Source organism: Mesorhizobium australicum, from assembly GCF_900177325.1.
Taxonomy (GTDB): Bacteria; Pseudomonadota; Alphaproteobacteria; order Rhizobiales; family Rhizobiaceae; genus Mesorhizobium_A; species Mesorhizobium_A australicum_A.
In genome coordinates this window covers 4,229,330-4,244,734 of sequence record NZ_FXBL01000004.1, presented here as the reverse complement: position 1 = coordinate 4,244,734, position 15,405 = coordinate 4,229,330, and the positions used below count along the sequence as shown (strand labels likewise).

Below are 15,405 nucleotides of genomic sequence, written 5' to 3'. Positions count from 1 at the left end.
CAAGATAGCACAACTTCCGGCGCGGCGCATGGTTCCCGCCGGCATGCCGGATCAGGAGGTCTTGGTGCGGGAGAGGCCGTCGACGGCGGGCTTGTAGTTCGGGTCGAGCTGCACGGCGCGGGCATAGGACTTGGCCGCGCGGGCCTTGTCGCCCCGGCGCTCGTAGATCAGCGCCTGGTTGGCCCAGCTCTCGGCGACCTTGTCGTTGAGGCCGATGGCGGTGTTGAAGTCGGCGAAGGCGTTGTCCTCGTCGCCGCGCGCCAGATAGGAAAGGCCGCGGCCGTTGTACGGCTCGGGCGAGCCGCCGGACATCGAGATCGCGGTCGAGAAGTCCTCGATGGCGAAGTCGTGCTGGCCGCGGATCTGGTAGAGCAGGCCGCGGCGGTGATAGGCGCGGGGGTCGGTCGTGTCGAGCTGGATGGCCTTCTCGAAGTCGTTGAAGGCCTCCTGGGTGCGGCCGGAGGTGCGATAGACCTCGCCGCGGCCGATATAGGCCGTGTCGTAGCTCGAATTGAGCTGGATCGAGCGGTTGTAGTCCGCGATGGCCTCCGTGTTCCTGCCGAGGAAGCGGTAGATCAGGCCGCGATTGGCATAGGCCTGGTAGAAGCCGGGATTGAGCTTGATGGCGGTGTCGAAATCCTTCAGCGCCTCGGTGTAGCGCCCGCCTCGTCCATAGGCGAAGCCGCGCACATTATAGGCTTCCGGATCGTTCGGGTTGCGCTCGATCACCGCCGTCAGCGAGGAGATGTTCTCCGTCGAGCCCTGTGCCTCCTCGACGGTCGCGATGTCGCTGATCGCCGCCGTCTGGCAGCCGGCCAGCCCGAGGGCGGCGGCCAGCAGCAGCGCAACTGCCGCGCCCCTGGCGGCCGGGCGGTTGAGACGCACATCATTCATCGCAGGCGGATCCCTTCGTCCTCTGACCGGTCTTCCCCCCGCGACCGGCTTTCGCTCGAATGCAACCTGTCCCCACAGGCGATGAAACGAAAATGGCGCGGCCGAAACCGCGCCACGTTCCTATGGCCCGAAAGGGACGAAATAGCGGCGGAGATCAGCGCGCCGCGGGACGGGCAGCCGCCGCCGGCTTGGGCGTGGGCGGCAGCAGGCCTTCGCGCTGCAACTTCTTGCGGGCCATCTTGCGGGCGCGGCGGATGCCTTCGGCCTTTTCGCGCGCACGCTTCTCGGACGGCTTCTCGTAGTGGTCGCGCATCTTCATCTCGCGGAAGATGCCTTCGCGCTGCATTTTCTTCTTCAGGGCGCGGAGCGCCTGGTCAACATTGTTGTCGCGGACGAGTACCTGCACGTGCGATCCTGTAGCTTCTAAACCGGGGTAAAACGCTGTCGCTGGCCTGGCGGGTCGTGAGACGGACGGGTAAGCGAAAGGCGTCCGCGATGGACACCCACCGCGAATTGCGGCGGCTGTTAGCAGAATCGATCGCGGTTGTCGAGAGGATACCTGCCTTTCGTGTTTGGTGGTGGACTCGCCGCGCCCGCGCGACTATCCCGCTCCCTCTTTCCAGCATCCCGAGCGGAGCCACCATCATGCAGAACAGCTTCGGCGGGATCGACTTCGGCACGTCAAATTCGACCGTGGGCATCATGCGGGACGGGCGGCCGCGCCTCGTGCCGCTCGAGGGCGACCATGTCACGCTGCCCAGCGCCGTCTTCTTCAACTTCGAGGACGACCGCACCTATTACGGCCGCCGCGCGATCGAGGATTACACGCTGAACTCGGAGGGCCGGCTCCTGAGAGCGCTCAAGAGCGTGCTCGGCTCGTCGCTGGTCCACGAGAAGACGCGCATCAAGGCGCGCTCGATTGCCTTCACCGACATCATCGGCCTGTTCCTGAAGAACCTGAAGCGGCAGCTCGACACGGCCGCGGGCGGCGACGTCGGCCGCGTCGTGCTCGGACGCCCGGTCTATTTCGTCGACGGTGACGAGACCGCCGACCGCGCCGCGCAGTCCGAGCTGGAGCAGGCAGCGCGTGCGCAGGGCTTTCGCGACATCGAGTTCCAGTTCGAGCCGATTGCCGCCGCGCTCGACTACGAGCAGAGCGTGAACGGCGAGGAACTGGCGCTGATCGTCGACATCGGCGGCGGCACGTCCGATTTCTCGATCGTGCGCGTGTCGCCGCAAGGCGCGCGCCGGCCCGACCGCAAATCCGACGTGCTCGCCAATTCCGGCGTCCATGTCGGCGGCACGGATTTCGACCGGCTGATCAGCATCGCCAACGTCATGCCTGCGCTGGGCTATGGCACTCCCACAAAAGACGGCAAGCGCAACCTGCCGGTCTCCTATTTCAACGACCTCGCCACCTGGCAGCGCATCAACCAGCTCTATTCCAACCGCGCCGCGACCGATCTCCGCCAGATCCGGCAGGAGGCGGCGGAGCCGGAGCTGGTCGAGCGGATGATCGACATTGTCCGCCATCGCCAGGGCCATGCGCTGGCAGGGCGCGTCGAGCAGGCCAAGATCGAATTGACCGCGCAGCCGCTCGCGTCGATTCCGTTGCCGCTTGCGGACGATAAAGTCGACATCCCGCTGACGCAGGAAAGAATGAACGCGGCGATCGCGCCTGCGATTTCCCGCATCGTCGAGACCGCCTCGGCCACGGTCCGCGACGCCGGCCTCGTGCCGGCGCAGATCGAGACGCTGTTCCTCACCGGCGGCTCGACCGCGATCCCGCAGATGCGCAGCGCCGTCCGCGCCCTGTTTCCGGAAGCCCGCGTCGTCGAGGGCGACGCCTTCGGCAGCGTTGGCCTCGGGCTTGCGCTCGACGCGCAGCGCAAGTTCGGCTGACCGCCGCGCGACGCGTCTGGCATCGGGCGCCATGTCGCACCCTCGTCGTGTCCGCGATGGCGCAAAGCGGCAAGCGCCGTCGCAAACAGCGCACTTGCTTCCGACGCATTTTGGGTAGTGATACCCTCGGTGTCCGCGGGGCCGCCATGCTCCCGGTGCCGAACCCGTCCAGAGGTCCGAACGATGCGCAAATACTCCGTGTTCGCGATTGCCCGCGAGGCCATGCGCGCCCACAAGGGCTGGGAGGAGCAGTGGTCCTCGCCCGAGCCCCGCTCGGAATACGACGTTATCATCGTCGGCGCCGGCGGCCACGGGCTGGCCACCGCCTACTACCTTGCCAAGAACCATGGCATCACCAACATTGCCGTGCTTGAAAAGGGCTGGCTCGGCGGCGGCAACACCGGCCGCAACACCACCATCATCCGCTCCAACTATCTCTACGACGAGAGCGCCGGCATCTACGACCACGCCGTGAAGCTGTGGGACGGGCTGTCGCAGGACCTCAACTACAACGTCATGTATTCGGCGCGCGGCGTGATGATGCTGGCGCACAACGTCCACGACGTGCAGTCGCTCAAGCGCCACGTGCATGCCAACCGGCTGAACGGCATCGACAATGAGTGGATGACGCCCGAGCAGGCCAAGGCCTATTGCCCGCCGCTCAACATCTCGCCGGACGCGCGCTATCCGGTCGTCGGTGCGACGCTGCAGCGTCGCGGCGGCACGGCGCGCCACGACGCGGTCGCCTGGGGTTATGCGCGGGCGGCCTCCGACCGCGGCGTCCACATCATCCAGAACTGCGAGGTCAAGGGCATCCGCCGCTCGGCCAATGGCCACGTCACCGGCGTCGAGACGACGCGTGGTTTCATCGGCGCGAAGAAGGTCGGCGTCGTCGCGGCCGGGCACTCCTCGGTGATCATGCAGATGGCCGACGTGCGCATGCCGCTCGAAAGCTATCCGCTGCAGGCGCTGGTGTCGGAGCCGGTCAAGCCGGTCTTCCCCTGCGTGGCGATGTCCAACACGGTTCACGCCTATATCTCCCAGTCCGACAAGGGGGAGCTGGTGATCGGCGCCGGCACCGACCAGTACATCTCCTATTCGCAGACCGGCGGCATGCACATCCTGACGCATACGCTGGACGCGATCTGCGAGATGTTCCCGATGTTCGGCCGCATGAAGATGCTGCGTTCCTGGGGCGGCATCGTCGATGTGACGCCAGACCGTTCGCCGATCCTCGCCAAGACGCCGGTGCCGGGCCTCTACGTCAATTGCGGCTGGGGCACGGGCGGGTTCAAGGCGACGCCGGGCTCGGGCCATGTCTTCGCCCACACCATCGCCAACGACAACCCGCACCCGATCAATGCCGGCTTCACGCTGGAACGCTTCCGCTCCGGCCGGCTGATCGACGAGGCGGCCGCCGCCGCCGTGGCGCACTGAGGTTCCGATGCTGCTGATCCGTTGTCCCTATTGCGAGGAAGAGCGCCCGGAACTCGAGTTCCGTGGCGCCGGCGAGGCGCATATCGCGCGGCCGGACAACATCGCGGAGATCTCCGACGAGGAGTTCGCGCAGTTCTTCTTCATCCGCACCAATCCCAAGGGCTTGGTCTACGAGCGCTGGCGGCACATCCACGGCTGCGGGCGGTTCTTCAACGCCGTTCGCGACAGCGTGAGCGACAAGTTCCTGATGACCTACAAGGCAGGTGAGAAGAAGCCGGCGGTGAAGGCGGGAGAGAAGGCATGACCGCCGCATTCCGCACCGCGACCGCCGGCCGTCTCAAGGGCGCGAAAGCTGTCCGTTTCTCCTTCGACGGCGCATCCTACCCGGCGCTGGAGGGCGATACGCTGGCCTCGGCGCTGCTCGCCAACGGCGTGCATCTCATGGGCCGCTCGTTCAAGTATCACCGCCCGCGCGGCGTTCTCTCGGCCGGCGCCGAGGAGCCGAACGCGCTGGTCGGCATCCACCGCGACGCGGCGCGCCAGACGCCGAACGTCCGCGCCACCGTGCAGGAGGTCTATGACGGCCTGACCGCCGTGTCGCAGAACCGCTGGCCGTCGCTCGCCTTCGACATCGGCGCGGTCAACGACATCGCCTCGCCGATGTTCTCGGCCGGCTTCTACTACAAGACCTTCATGTGGCCGAAGGCGGCGTGGAAGTCGGTCTACGAGCCGAACATCCGCGCTGCCGCAGGCCTCGGCGTTGCGCCGGACAAGGCGGATCCGGACCACTATTCCTCCCGCTACGCGCATTGCGACGTGCTGGTGCTCGGTGCAGGCGCGGCCGGCCTGGCCGCGGCACTGGCCGCCGCCGAGACCGGCGCGGGCGTCATCCTTGTCGACGAGCAGGCGCAGGCCGGCGGCGCGCTCCGCTTCGAGCAGGGCGCCACCATCGACGGCGCGGCCGGCTGGGACTGGGCGCAGGCGACCATCGCGAAGCTCGCGGCGCTCGACAATGTCCGCGTGCTCACCCGCACCACCGCCTTCGGCTACTACGCCCAGAACCTCGTCGGCCTGGTCGAGCGCGTCAGCGACCATCTCGCAAGCCCCGGCGACCTGCCACGGGAGCGGCTGTGGCAGGTGAGGGCGAAGCGCGTGATCCTCGCCTCCGGCGCGATCGAGCGGCACATGGTATTCGACGGCAACGACAAGCCGGGCGTCATGCTGGCGTCCGCGGCGCGCACCTATCTCAACCATTACGGCGTGCTGGTCGGGAAGAATGTCGGCGTCTTCACAGCCGGCGATTCCGCCTATGCCGCCGCGATCGACCTCAAGAAGGCCGGCGCAGGTATCGCCGCGATCGTCGACCTGCGCGACAACCCGGCCGGGCCGCTGGTCGACGAAGCCCGCAAGCTGGGCATCGAGATCCTGTCCGGCCGCACGGTGGCCAAGGCCTCGGGCGGACTGCGCGTCTCCTCCATCTCCGTCCGTGCGTCCGCAGGGGGGCCGGAGCGCTCGATCCCGGTCGACTCGCTGCTGATGTCGGCAGGCTGGACGCCGTCGGTGCATCTCTTCTCGCAGTCGCGCGGCAAGGTGGCCTTCGACAGCGCCACGCGCCGCTTCCTGCCCGGCACCTATGCGCAGGACTGCGTTTCGGTTGGCGCCTGCGCCGGCACCGATACGCTCGCCGATACCGTCAAGGAGGCGCTCGCCGCTGGGGAGAAGGCTGCCAAGGCTGCGGGTGCCGCCAAGGTTTCAGGAACGAAGCTGAAGGCCGAGACGACCGAGAGCTGGGCCGGCGGCATGGTGGGTGCTGCCCCCGGCGCCGGATCGGGATCGACCGGAAAGGCCTTCGTCGATTTCCAGAACGACGTGACCGCCAAGGACATCCGCCAAGCAGTGCACGAAGGCATGCGCTCGATCGAGCACGTCAAGCGCTTCACCACCAACGGCATGGCGACCGACCAGGGTAAGACGTCGAATATTCATGGCCTCGCCATTGCAGCCGAGGCGCTGGGCAAGGAGATGCCCGAGGTCGGCCTCACCACCTTCCGCGCGCCCTATACGCCCGTCACCTTCGGCGCACTGATTGGCCACGCCAAGGGCAAGCTGTTCGACCCGACCCGCCGCACGCCGTTCCACGCGCAGGAGGAAAAGCTCGGCGCGGTGTTCGAGGATGTCGGCCAGTGGAAGCGCGCCTGGTATTATCCGCGCGCCGGCGAAGACATGCACGCGGCGGTGAATCGCGAATGCGCGACGGTGCGCAAGGCCGCCGGCATCTTCGATGCCTCGACGCTCGGCAAGATCGAGATCGTCGGGTCCGACGCGGCGAAGTTCATGGAGCTGATGTACACCAATCCGTGGGAGAAGCTGGAGCCCGGCCGCTGCCGCTATGGCATCATGCTGCGCGAGGACGGCTTCATCTACGACGACGGCGTCGTGGGCAGGCTGGCGGCCGACCGCTTCCATGTCACCACGACGACGGGCGGTGCTGCCCGCGTCATGAACCACATGGAGGACTACCTCCAGACCGAGTTCCCGCATCTCGACGTCTGGCTCACCTCGATTTCCGAGCAGTGGGCGGTCATCGCCGTGCAAGGGCCGAACGCGCGGAAAATCATTGAGCCGCTGGTCGAGGGCATCGACATGTCCGACGCCGCCATGCCGCATATGTCGGTGCGGGAGGGCAAGATCTGCGGCGTGCCGACGCGGCTCTTCCGCATGTCCTTCACCGGCGAGCGCGGCTTCGAGATCAATGTGCCGGCCGATTACGCGGAAGCGGTGTGGGATGCCGTCTGGGCCGAGGGCCAGAAGCACGGCGCCTGCGCCTACGGCACCGAGGCGATGCACATTTTGCGCGCCGAGAAGGGCTACATCATCGTCGGCCAGGACACCGACGGCACGGTCACGCCGCAGGACGCCGGGCTCGACTGGGCGATCGGCAAGAAGAAGACCGACTTCGTCGGCATCCGCGGCCTGAAACGGCCGGACCTCATGGCCAAGGGCCGCAAGCAGCTCGTCGGGTTGAAGACGAAGGACCCGAAGGTGGTGCTGGAAGAGGGTGCGCAGATCGTCGAGGATCCGAAGCAGCCGATCCCGATGAAGATGATCGGCCACGTGACGTCAAGCTACTGGTCGGAGAACTGTGGCCGCTCCATCGCGCTGGCGCTGGTCGCCGGCGGCTTCGACCGCACAGGCCAGACGCTCCACGTGCCGATGCCCGACCGGACGATCGAGGTCGAGGTGGTCGGGCAGGTGTTCTTCGACGAGAAGGGGGAGCGGCTGCATGGATAACGTCGTTCGCGCGCAGGCCAGAGGGGGGCTCTCTCCATGACCATTCAGCTCACCCGCATCCACCCGCTCGCCGGCCGCAAGGTCGCCAATCCCACCGTGACCGTCACGCCCGCCGAACCCGCCGCGCGCCTGTCGCTGCGCGCCCGGCCGGATGGCGTCGCCGCTTTGTCCAAGGCGCTCGGCGTCAAGCTGCCCGAAAAGCCGAAGACCTCCGCCCTATCGAAGTCCGGAGGCCGCGCAGCCCTGTGGCTCGGCCCCGACGAATGGCTCGTCATCGACACCGCGGGCGGCGATCCGCTCGCCGACTGCGCCAAGGTCAAGGCGCTTCACTCCGCCGTCGACATCTCCCACCGCAACACCGCGATCCTGGTCGAGGGCAGGGGGGCGGAGGCGACACTCAATGCGGGCTGCCCGCAGGACCTGTCGCTGGCCGCCTTCCCGGTCGGCGCCTGTTCGCGCACCATCCTCGGCAAGATCGAGGTCGTGATCTGGCGGACGGCAGAGACAACCTTCCGCGTCGAGTGCTGGCGCTCTTTCTCCGCCTACGCCTTCGATTTCCTCGAAGAGGCAGCGGCCGACGCAGTGCTGGTTCCGTAGGAACGGCTCAGATGGCGGTGATGCCGCCGTCGACGCCGAAGGTCTGGCCGGTCATGAAGGTGTTCTTCGGATCGCAGGCGAACAGGATCACCTCCACCACCTCGTCCACCTCGGCCAACCGCTTCATCGGCACGCCGCGCGTCAGGTTGGCGGCACTTTCCTCGATGCCGGCCGGCGACATCTTCAGGAAATCCAACGCCATCGCGGTGCGGGCGAAGGAGGGGCAGACCGCATTCACACGGATGCCCTTGGTGGCGTATTCGGCGGCCGCCGAACGCGTCAGGCCGACCACGCCGTGCTTGGCGGCGGAATAGACGGCGAGACGCGGAGCGCCCGCGACGCCTGCCACGGACGCGATGTTGACGATGGCGCCGAGCCGGCCCGAGGCGCGGTTCTGCTTCTCCATCACCGGCAGCTGGTGCTTGAGGGCGAAGAACACGCCGAGAAGGTCGATCTCGAGGATGCGGCGAGCCTCGTCAGAAGGCACCAGCGGCAGCTTGACGAAGCTCTGCGCGACGCCGGCATTGTTGATGGCGATGTCGAGCCCGCCGAAGCGTTCGACCGCGAGGTCCACCAGCGCCTCCGACAGCGCCTCGTCCGAAATGTCGCCGGCGCGGATCGCGGTTTCGGTCGGCAGCGTGGCGGCGAACTCCTTCAGCGGCTCCTCGCGCACGTCGGAGAGCACGAGGCGCGCGCCTTCCTCGGCCAGCCGTTCCGCGGTGCGGCGGCCGAAGCCGCCCGTGGCGCCCGTGATGATCGCCGTCAGCCCTGAAAAACGCGCCACATCATTCTCCGTCGATCAGTTGCACAGCCAGCGCGGACAAGAGGCGGACCGCTTCGCCATAGGTCTTCGCCTTCTCCGGATTGGACGCATTGCCGTCCAGCGCGCGCTTGTAGACGCCCTGGCAGATCGCGGCGAGCCGGAAGAAGGAGAAGGCGAGATAGAACGTCCAGTTGTCGATGCCGGCGATACCGCGCCGCTGGCAGTAGAGAGCGACATATTCCTCCTCGCTCGGCAGGCCGACGGCCTTGCGGTCGACGCCGCCGAGGCCGCGGAAGCCGGACGAGTGCGGCAGCCGCCACTGCATGCACTGGTAGGCGATGTCGGAATAGGGGTGGCCGAGCGTCGACAGTTCCCAGTCGAGGACGGCGATCACCTCCGGCCGGTCCTTGGCGAACATCATGTTGTCGAGCCGGTAGTCGCCATGCACCAGCGACACCAGCCCATCGTCGGCCGGAATGCGCTTCTCCAGCCATTCGATCAGGCGGTTCATGTCGGCGATCGCGCCGGTCTCCGATGCCCGATACTGGCTGGTCCAGCGGGTGAGCTGCCGCTCGAAATAACTGCCCGGCTTGCCGAAGTCGGCAAGGCCGCGGGCCTCGATGTCGACGCTGTGCAGCCTGGCCAGCGTCGCGTTCATGGAATCGTAGATCGCGCCTCGCTCCGCATTGGTGCCGATCTCGCCGAGCGCGGGGTCCCACAGGATGCGGCCGTCGAGGAATTCCATGACGAAGAACTGACGGCCGATCGGCGAATCGTCGCCCGACAGGTGCAGCATGCGCGGCACCGGCACGTCGGTCGCCTCCAGCGCCTTCATGACACGGTATTCGCGGTCGACCTGATGCGCCGATTTCAGGAGTTCGCCCGGCGGCTTGGCGCGCAGCACGAAGCGGCCGGTGGAGGTCTTCAAGAGATAGGTCGGGTTGGACTGGCCGGCATTGAACTTGACGATTTCGTCGAGCGTGCCGAAGCCGTCGATATGCCCGGCGAGGTAGGGTCCCAGCGCCCCTGCATCCAGCGCGTTCGGATCGTTCATGCCGGCTCGTCCTTGCGGTCCATCACCGCGATCATCTGCCAGCGCGCGGTCAGCGCCGGCTTCAGCGAATTCTCGATTTCCATCGTCACGTCGTAGCCGATCTGGACCATGCCGGAGGGGCGCGCATTCATCTCGGCGAGCACGAAACGGGTGCGCACGCGCGCGCCGGAGCGGACCGGCGAAGTGAAGCGGATCTTGTCGAAGCCGTGGTTGATCGCCATCCCTGCGCCCTCCAGCGGCGGCAGCGTCTCGTAGGTCATCGGCGACAGCAGCGACAGCAACAGGAAGCCGTGTGCGATCGTGCCGCCATAGGGTGTCTCCGCCCTGGCGCGCTCGGGGTCGACATGGATGAACTGGTGGTCGTCGGTGGCGTCGGCGAAGCGGTCGATCATTTCCTGAGAGACCGTCCGCCAGGGCGAAACTCCCACCTCCCTACCGACCAGCCGGACCATCGCGTCGACGGTGACCGGCTCCTTCCTTTTCTGCAGCATGGCTGCCTCGCCGCTCATTCCTTGAACAGCGTCATGCCATGCTGGACCGATTGGCCGCCGTCAAGCGGAAGGATTGCTCCGGTGACATAGCTGCCACCCCGGCCGCAGAGGAACAGGGTGGCCGCCGCGATGTCGGACGGCGCGCCGATGCGTCCCAGCGGAACGCGGCTGCCGACGGTCTTGGCCTGGTCGTCGCTCGCCGTGGCGAAGGCCGTCATGCGGCTCTGGAAGGGGCCGGGCGCGAAGGCGTTGACGGTGATGCGGCGGCTGGCGAACTCGTTGGCGAGCGTCTTTGTCAGGTGGTGAACGGCCGCCTTCGAGGCGGTGTAGGAATAGGCGTCGTCGGCGAGCGGCTGGGTGCCCATCACCGAGCCGAGATTGATCACGCGGGCGGGGTCTTCGTCGCTCGCGGCCGCGTCGAGCAGCGGCAGGAGCTGCCTGGTCAGGTGGAACAGGCCGGTGACGTTGACGTTCAGCACCTTGGCCCAACCCGAATAGGGGAAGGCCTCCAGCGGCGCGCCCCACGACACGCCGGCATTGTTGACGAGGATGTGCAGCTTGTCCGTGCGTGCCTTCACCTCGGCGGCCAGCGCATCGACGCCCTGTTCGGTGCTTACGTCGGCGCCGAAGCCTTCGGCGCTGCCCGGCGCGCCCATCGCGTTGAGCTCGGCGGCGACCTTCTCGCAGTCGGCGGCCTTGCGCGAGGCGATCAGCACACGGGCGCCGCCCTGGACGAGGGCGGTGGCGATCATGCGGCCGATGCCGGTCGCGGCCCCGGTCACAAGCGCCGTCTTGCCGGCAACCGAAAACAGTTCGTCCAGATAAGCCATTCTTCCTCCCGCCGCGGGCTTGTTTTCCGATCAGCTCGGATGCCGCGTTGACAACATACCGAGTAGTATGTTCATTATTTGCGCATCCGTAAAGACCCGATCGGCGATGCCGCACAAAAGGTCTGCGGGAAAGGGAGATCATGGTTCTGGCGGAAGTTGGCGTCGGCGAGCCGGTTACCGAAAGGGCACGCGTCGAGATTCTCGACGCGGCCGCCGCGTGCTTCATGGAGCGCGGCTACGCGGCGACGTCCATCGATGACGTGGCGCGCCGGCTGCGGGCGACCAAGGGCCGAATCTACCACCATTTCTCGTCCAAGGCCGATCTCTTCGCGCAGATCTTCCGAACCGGCATGGATATGAATTTCGCCGCGATCGAGCCTTTGCGGTCGCTCGACGAGCCGGCGATCGCTATCTGGACGAAGATGGCGCACACGCATGTGCGCCAGATGATCGTGACCCGGGCGTATCAGCGCGTGGTCTGGGAGGGTGTGGAGATGCATCTGCGCGGCGCGACCACGCCAGAGCAGCGCAGCCAGCTGAACGAGCTGGTCGAGTATCGGTCCCAGTACAGCAGCGTTTTCCGGCTGCAGATGGCGAGGGCGCGCGACCAGGGCGACATGCACTTCGCCGATCTCAGCATCGCCAACCAGATGATGTTCATGGCGCTCAATTCGCCGATCTTCTGGTACAAGCCGCGTCCCCGCGAGAGCGCGCAGGACATCGACAATATCGTTGACCAGGTCGTGGCGTTCGCGCGCGGCGGGTTGGGTGGAAAAGATAGGGAAAGACCATGAGTGAGATGAACCTCGGATTGACCGAGAAGCTGAAGCCGATCCACGCGCGGGTGGCGGCGATGATCCGGGACGAGATCATTCCGCTCGACGAGGAGTTCCTCGCCGAGGTGGGCAAGGAGGGCGACCGCTGGTCGTTCACGAAGCGCCAGTCGGAGATCCTCGAAGGCCTCAAGGCGAAGGCCAAGGAGCGCGGCCTGTGGAACTTCTGGCTGACCAATTCCGACCAGGGCTACGGCCTGACGACCGTCGAATACGCCTATCTCGCCGAGGAGATGGGCAAGGCCCATATCGGCGCCGAGGTTTTCAACTGCTCGGCTCCTGACACCGGCAACATGGAGGTGCTGGAGCGATACGGCGCCAGCGAGCACAAGGAGAAGTGGCTGAAGCCGCTGCTCGAGGGCAAGATCCGCTCGGCCTTCCTGATGACCGAGCCGGACGTCGCCTCCTCCGACGCCACCAATATCTCGATGCGCTGCGAGCGCGACGGCGACCATTACGTGCTCAACGGCGAGAAGTGGTGGTCGTCGGGCGCGGGCGACCCGCGCTGCGCCATCTACATCGTCATGGTGCGCACCGCGAATGACGGCCCGAAGCATGCCCAGCACTCGATGATCCTCGTGCCTGCCGACACCGCCGGCGTCGAGAAGGTGCGGGCGATGACGATCTATGGCGACGACGACGCGCCGCACGGCCACCTGCACATGCGCTTCACCAATGTGCGCGTGCCGGCGTCGAACCTTTTGCTCGGCGAGGGCAGGGGCTTCGAGATCGCGCAGGGCCGCCTCGGCCCGGGCCGCATCCATCACTGCATGCGCGCGATCGGCCAGGCCGAGATGGCGCTGGAGACCATGTGCCGCCGCTCGATGCGCCGCGAGGCCTTCGGCCAGCCGCTCGCCAAGCTCGGCGCCAACTACGACATCATCGCCGAGGCGCGGATGGAGATCGAGATGGCCCGCCTGCTCTGCCTCAAGGCGGCATGGATGATGGACCAGGGCGACCCCAAGGCCGCGGCTCCCTGGATCAGCCAGATCAAGGTCGTCGCCCCGCGCGTCGCGCTCAAGATCGCCGACGAGGCGGTGCAGCTGCATGGCGCAGCCGGCGTCAGCCAGGACACGCCGCTGGCGCGCACCTGGAAGAACCTGCGCACGCTGCGCATCGTCGACGGGCCGGACGCCGTGCACCGCCGCCAGATCGCCCGGCAGGAACTGAAGAAATACACCCAGGAGAAGGTGTGACGTCATGAAGGCTGTCGTCGCACGCGAATACGGACCGATCGAAAACCTCGACTACGCGGACTGGCCGGAGCCCAACGCGACCGGCCGCACCGTCGTCATCGAGGCCGAGGCGATCGGCGTGAACTATCCGGACGGCCTGCTGGTGCAGGGCCTCTATCAGGCCAAGCCGCCGACGCCGTTCGTCCCCGGCATGGAGATGGCCGGCCGGGTGTCGGCCGTCGGCGAGGCGGTGACGAAGTTCAAGGTCGGCGACCGCGTCGTCTCCTTCACGCCGCTCGGTGCCTATGCCGAGAAAATCGGCGTCGACGAGTCCGTCGTCATCAAGCTGCCGGACAACGTCTCCGGTGCGGATGCCTGCGCGCTGATCTGCGGCTACGGCACCTCGCACCACGCGCTGAAGCAACGGGCGCAGATCAAGCCTGGCGAGACGCTTGTCGTGCTTGGCGCTGCCGGCACCACCGGCCTCGCGGCGATCCAGATCGGCAAGATCATGGGCGCCAAGGTGATCGCGGTCGCCTCGACGCCCGAGAAGCGCGAAGTCGCGAAGGCGGCGGGCGCCGACATCACGCTCGGCTACGAGAATCTCCGGGAGACGCTGAAGGAAGCCACCGGCGGCAAGGGCGTCGACGTCGGCTACGATCCCGTCGGCGGCGATATGTTTGACGTCCTGGCACGCTCTATGGCCTGGAACGGCCGCCTGCTCGTCATCGGCTTCACCTCCGGCAAGATCCCGCAATTCCCGGTCAACCTCGCGCTGGTGAAGGGCTTCAGCGTCGTCGGCGTGTTCTGGGGCACGTTCACCGCGAAAGAGCCCGAGGCGCATGAGGAGAACATGCATGAGCTGATCGACTGGCTGGTGGCGGGAAAGCTCAAGCCGGTGATCGAAGGCATCTACCCGCTGGCAGAGGCCAAGGATGTGCTCAGGCGCATCCACGACCGCGCCGTCGCGGGCAAGCTGATCCTCAAGCCGTAGGACCCCGACGATGACGCTCCCCGCCACCATGCGCGCGCTGCTGCTCAACGACGATGGCTACACGGCCCGTCCGTCGGGAAGCATGTTGGAGGCGATGGAGCCCTATGTGACGCCCGGCACGATCGCCGTCCCTACGCCGAAGGCCAGCCAGGTGCTCGTCAAGGTCGCGCTGGCCTCGATCAATCCATCGGACGTCATGTTCATCAAGGGTATGTACGGCCAGCCTCGGGCAAAGGGGCAGCCGGCGGGCTTCGAGGGCGTCGGCGAGGTGGTCGCGGCGGGCGAAGACGCAGGCGCGCAGAAGCTGGTCGGCAAGCGGGTGGCCTTTGCCACGGGCATCTCCAACTGGGGCGCCTGGGCGGAATATGCCGTTGCCGAAGCGGCGGCCTGCCTGCCGCTGATCGACGGCGTCAAGGATGCCGACGGCGCGGCGATGATCGTCAATCCGCTGACGGCGATCGCCATGTTTGACATCGTCAGGCAGGAGGGCGAGAAGGCCTTCATCCTGACCGCCGCCGCCAGCCAGCTCTGCAAGCTGATCATGGGGATCGCGCGCGACGAAGGGTATCGCCCAATTGCCATCGTGCGCCGCGACGACCAGATTCCGCTTTTGGAAAAGGCAGGGGCGGCGATCGTGCTGAACGCCGAAGCGCCTGATTTCAAGCAGCGATTGGCGGAGGCCTGCAAGGTCGAAAAGCCGCGCATCCTGCTCGATGCCGTGACGGGGCCGCTGGCGGCGACGATTTTCAATGCGATGCCGCGACGCGCGCGGTGGATCGTCTACGGACGGCTCGACCAGACCGAGACGCCGATCCAGGAGCCCGGACAGCTCATCTTCATGCACAAGAAGATCGAGGGATTCTGGCTGACGGAGTGGATGCGATCCACCGATCCGCAGCGCAGGGGCGCTGCCGTGATGGAGGCGCAGAAGCGCTTCGCCGATGGGCGGTGGTCGACCGATGTGACCGCGATCGTTCCGTTCGCGGACGCAATGAAAAGGGTGCCTGAAGAACTGGCCAAGCCAAATGGAAAGGTCTTCATCGCACCATAAACGTTAGTGAATGTACGCGGCTTGTGCTGGGGGCACGGCCGTCTATAGTCGAACCAAACGCGGCATAAGACCGCGACGACATTGGGAGGAGAA

At 66.7% G+C, this 15,405-nt stretch carries 15 protein-coding genes; 9 read left to right on the top strand and 6 right to left on the bottom strand.

The annotated features are described in order from the left end of the window. Positions 1 to 51 precede the first annotated feature (51 nt). Positions 52 to 894 carry a tetratricopeptide repeat protein gene (locus tag B9Z03_RS23370; protein WP_085466418.1) on the bottom strand — a complete coding sequence of 281 codons (843 nt, stop codon included), beginning with the start codon at positions 892 to 894 and terminating at the stop codon, positions 52 to 54. 154 nt (positions 895 to 1,048) lie between these two features. After that, positions 1,049 to 1,300: a 30S ribosomal protein S21 gene (gene rpsU / locus B9Z03_RS23365; protein ID WP_085466417.1), complete on the bottom strand. Its 252-nt coding sequence runs from the start codon at positions 1,298 to 1,300 to the stop codon at positions 1,049 to 1,051. Between the two features lie 239 nt (positions 1,301 to 1,539). Here rpsU and B9Z03_RS23360 point away from each other — a divergent pair, with 239 nt between their 5' ends. The 5 genes from B9Z03_RS23360 (at position 1,540) to B9Z03_RS23340 (ending at position 8,121) form a co-directional block, all read left to right on the top strand. Then, entirely contained in the window at positions 1,540 to 2,796 is a 1,257-nt protein-coding gene (locus B9Z03_RS23360) for an Hsp70 family protein (RefSeq protein WP_085466416.1), read from the top strand. A 183-nt stretch (positions 2,797 to 2,979) separates the two neighbouring features. Then, positions 2,980 to 4,233 carry a sarcosine oxidase subunit beta gene (locus B9Z03_RS23355; RefSeq protein WP_085466415.1) on the top strand — a complete coding sequence of 418 codons (1,254 nt, stop codon included), beginning with the start codon at positions 2,980 to 2,982 and terminating at the stop codon, positions 4,231 to 4,233. A 7-nt stretch (positions 4,234 to 4,240) separates the two neighbouring features. Further along, positions 4,241 to 4,537: a sarcosine oxidase subunit delta gene (locus tag B9Z03_RS23350; protein WP_085466414.1), complete on the top strand. Its 297-nt coding sequence runs from the start codon at positions 4,241 to 4,243 to the stop codon at positions 4,535 to 4,537. Then, a complete protein-coding gene (locus B9Z03_RS23345) occupies positions 4,534 to 7,524 on the top strand; it encodes a sarcosine oxidase subunit alpha (RefSeq protein WP_085466413.1) in 2,991 nt (996 codons plus the stop codon). Before B9Z03_RS23350 ends, B9Z03_RS23345 begins: the two co-directional genes overlap by 4 nt. Positions 7,525 to 7,560: 36 nt before the next feature. Next, positions 7,561 to 8,121 (top strand): sarcosine oxidase subunit gamma, encoded by a 561-nt coding sequence (locus B9Z03_RS23340; RefSeq protein ID WP_085466412.1) that lies wholly within the window; start codon positions 7,561 to 7,563, stop codon positions 8,119 to 8,121. A 7-nt stretch (positions 8,122 to 8,128) separates the two neighbouring features. Here the strand turns inward: B9Z03_RS23340 and B9Z03_RS23335 are convergent, their stop codons facing one another. The 4 genes from B9Z03_RS23335 to B9Z03_RS23320 are packed head-to-tail and all read right to left on the bottom strand — an operon-like array spanning position 8,129 to position 11,259. Then, positions 8,129 to 8,905 carry an SDR family NAD(P)-dependent oxidoreductase gene (locus B9Z03_RS23335; RefSeq protein WP_085466411.1) on the bottom strand — a complete coding sequence of 259 codons (777 nt, stop codon included), beginning with the start codon at positions 8,903 to 8,905 and terminating at the stop codon, positions 8,129 to 8,131. A 1-nt stretch (position 8,906) separates the two neighbouring features. After that, positions 8,907 to 9,938 carry a phosphotransferase family protein gene (locus B9Z03_RS23330; RefSeq protein WP_085466410.1) on the bottom strand — a complete coding sequence of 344 codons (1,032 nt, stop codon included), beginning with the start codon at positions 9,936 to 9,938 and terminating at the stop codon, positions 8,907 to 8,909. After that, a complete protein-coding gene (locus tag B9Z03_RS23325) occupies positions 9,935 to 10,429 on the bottom strand; it encodes a MaoC family dehydratase (RefSeq protein ID WP_085467833.1) in 495 nt (164 codons plus the stop codon). The genes B9Z03_RS23330 and B9Z03_RS23325 overlap by 4 nt, the downstream gene beginning before the upstream one ends. Before the next feature lie 14 nt (positions 10,430 to 10,443). Beyond that, a complete protein-coding gene (locus B9Z03_RS23320) occupies positions 10,444 to 11,259 on the bottom strand; it encodes an SDR family oxidoreductase (RefSeq protein ID WP_085466409.1) in 816 nt (271 codons plus the stop codon). A gap of 140 nt (positions 11,260 to 11,399) precedes the next feature. Between B9Z03_RS23320 and B9Z03_RS23315 the strand changes: the two genes are divergently transcribed. Genes B9Z03_RS23315 through B9Z03_RS23300 form a run of 4 tightly spaced genes read left to right on the top strand, consistent with a single transcriptional unit; the run spans position 11,400 to position 15,312 of the window. After that, positions 11,400 to 12,053 (top strand): TetR/AcrR family transcriptional regulator, encoded by a 654-nt coding sequence (locus tag B9Z03_RS23315; protein WP_085466408.1) that lies wholly within the window; start codon positions 11,400 to 11,402, stop codon positions 12,051 to 12,053. Beyond that, on the top strand, positions 12,050 to 13,288 hold the full coding sequence (locus tag B9Z03_RS23310; protein WP_085466407.1) for an acyl-CoA dehydrogenase family protein: 1,239 nt from the start codon (positions 12,050 to 12,052) through the stop codon (positions 13,286 to 13,288). The genes B9Z03_RS23315 and B9Z03_RS23310 overlap by 4 nt, the downstream gene beginning before the upstream one ends. Positions 13,289 to 13,292: 4 nt before the next feature. Further along, positions 13,293 to 14,261: an NADPH:quinone oxidoreductase family protein gene (locus B9Z03_RS23305; protein WP_085466406.1), complete on the top strand. Its 969-nt coding sequence runs from the start codon at positions 13,293 to 13,295 to the stop codon at positions 14,259 to 14,261. A 10-nt stretch (positions 14,262 to 14,271) separates the two neighbouring features. After that, positions 14,272 to 15,312, top strand: coding sequence for an alcohol dehydrogenase catalytic domain-containing protein (locus B9Z03_RS23300; RefSeq protein WP_085466405.1), 1,041 nt, complete (start codon positions 14,272 to 14,274; stop codon positions 15,310 to 15,312). Positions 15,313 to 15,405 lie beyond the last annotated feature (93 nt).

What these genes read in the sequence shown, in the direction of transcription:
- B9Z03_RS23370 (WP_085466418.1), bottom strand. Translation starts at nt 894, where the DNA reads ATGAATGATGTGCGTCTCAACCGCCCGGCCGCCAGGGGCGCGGCAGTT.
- B9Z03_RS23360 (WP_085466416.1), top strand. Translation starts at nt 1,540, where the DNA reads ATGCAGAACAGCTTCGGCGGGATCGACTTCGGCACGTCAAATTCGACC.
- B9Z03_RS23355 (WP_085466415.1), top strand. Translation starts at nt 2,980, where the DNA reads ATGCGCAAATACTCCGTGTTCGCGATTGCCCGCGAGGCCATGCGCGCC.
- B9Z03_RS23350 (WP_085466414.1), top strand. Translation starts at nt 4,241, where the DNA reads ATGCTGCTGATCCGTTGTCCCTATTGCGAGGAAGAGCGCCCGGAACTC.
- B9Z03_RS23345 (WP_085466413.1), top strand. Translation starts at nt 4,534, where the DNA reads ATGACCGCCGCATTCCGCACCGCGACCGCCGGCCGTCTCAAGGGCGCG.
- B9Z03_RS23340 (WP_085466412.1), top strand. Translation starts at nt 7,561, where the DNA reads ATGACCATTCAGCTCACCCGCATCCACCCGCTCGCCGGCCGCAAGGTC.
- B9Z03_RS23330 (WP_085466410.1), bottom strand. Translation starts at nt 9,938, where the DNA reads ATGAACGATCCGAACGCGCTGGATGCAGGGGCGCTGGGACCCTACCTC.
- B9Z03_RS23325 (WP_085467833.1), bottom strand. Translation starts at nt 10,429, where the DNA reads ATGCTGCAGAAAAGGAAGGAGCCGGTCACCGTCGACGCGATGGTCCGG.
- B9Z03_RS23320 (WP_085466409.1), bottom strand. Translation starts at nt 11,259, where the DNA reads ATGGCTTATCTGGACGAACTGTTTTCGGTTGCCGGCAAGACGGCGCTT.
- B9Z03_RS23315 (WP_085466408.1), top strand. Translation starts at nt 11,400, where the DNA reads ATGGTTCTGGCGGAAGTTGGCGTCGGCGAGCCGGTTACCGAAAGGGCA.
- B9Z03_RS23310 (WP_085466407.1), top strand. Translation starts at nt 12,050, where the DNA reads ATGAGTGAGATGAACCTCGGATTGACCGAGAAGCTGAAGCCGATCCAC.
- B9Z03_RS23305 (WP_085466406.1), top strand. Translation starts at nt 13,293, where the DNA reads ATGAAGGCTGTCGTCGCACGCGAATACGGACCGATCGAAAACCTCGAC.
- B9Z03_RS23300 (WP_085466405.1), top strand. Translation starts at nt 14,272, where the DNA reads ATGACGCTCCCCGCCACCATGCGCGCGCTGCTGCTCAACGACGATGGC.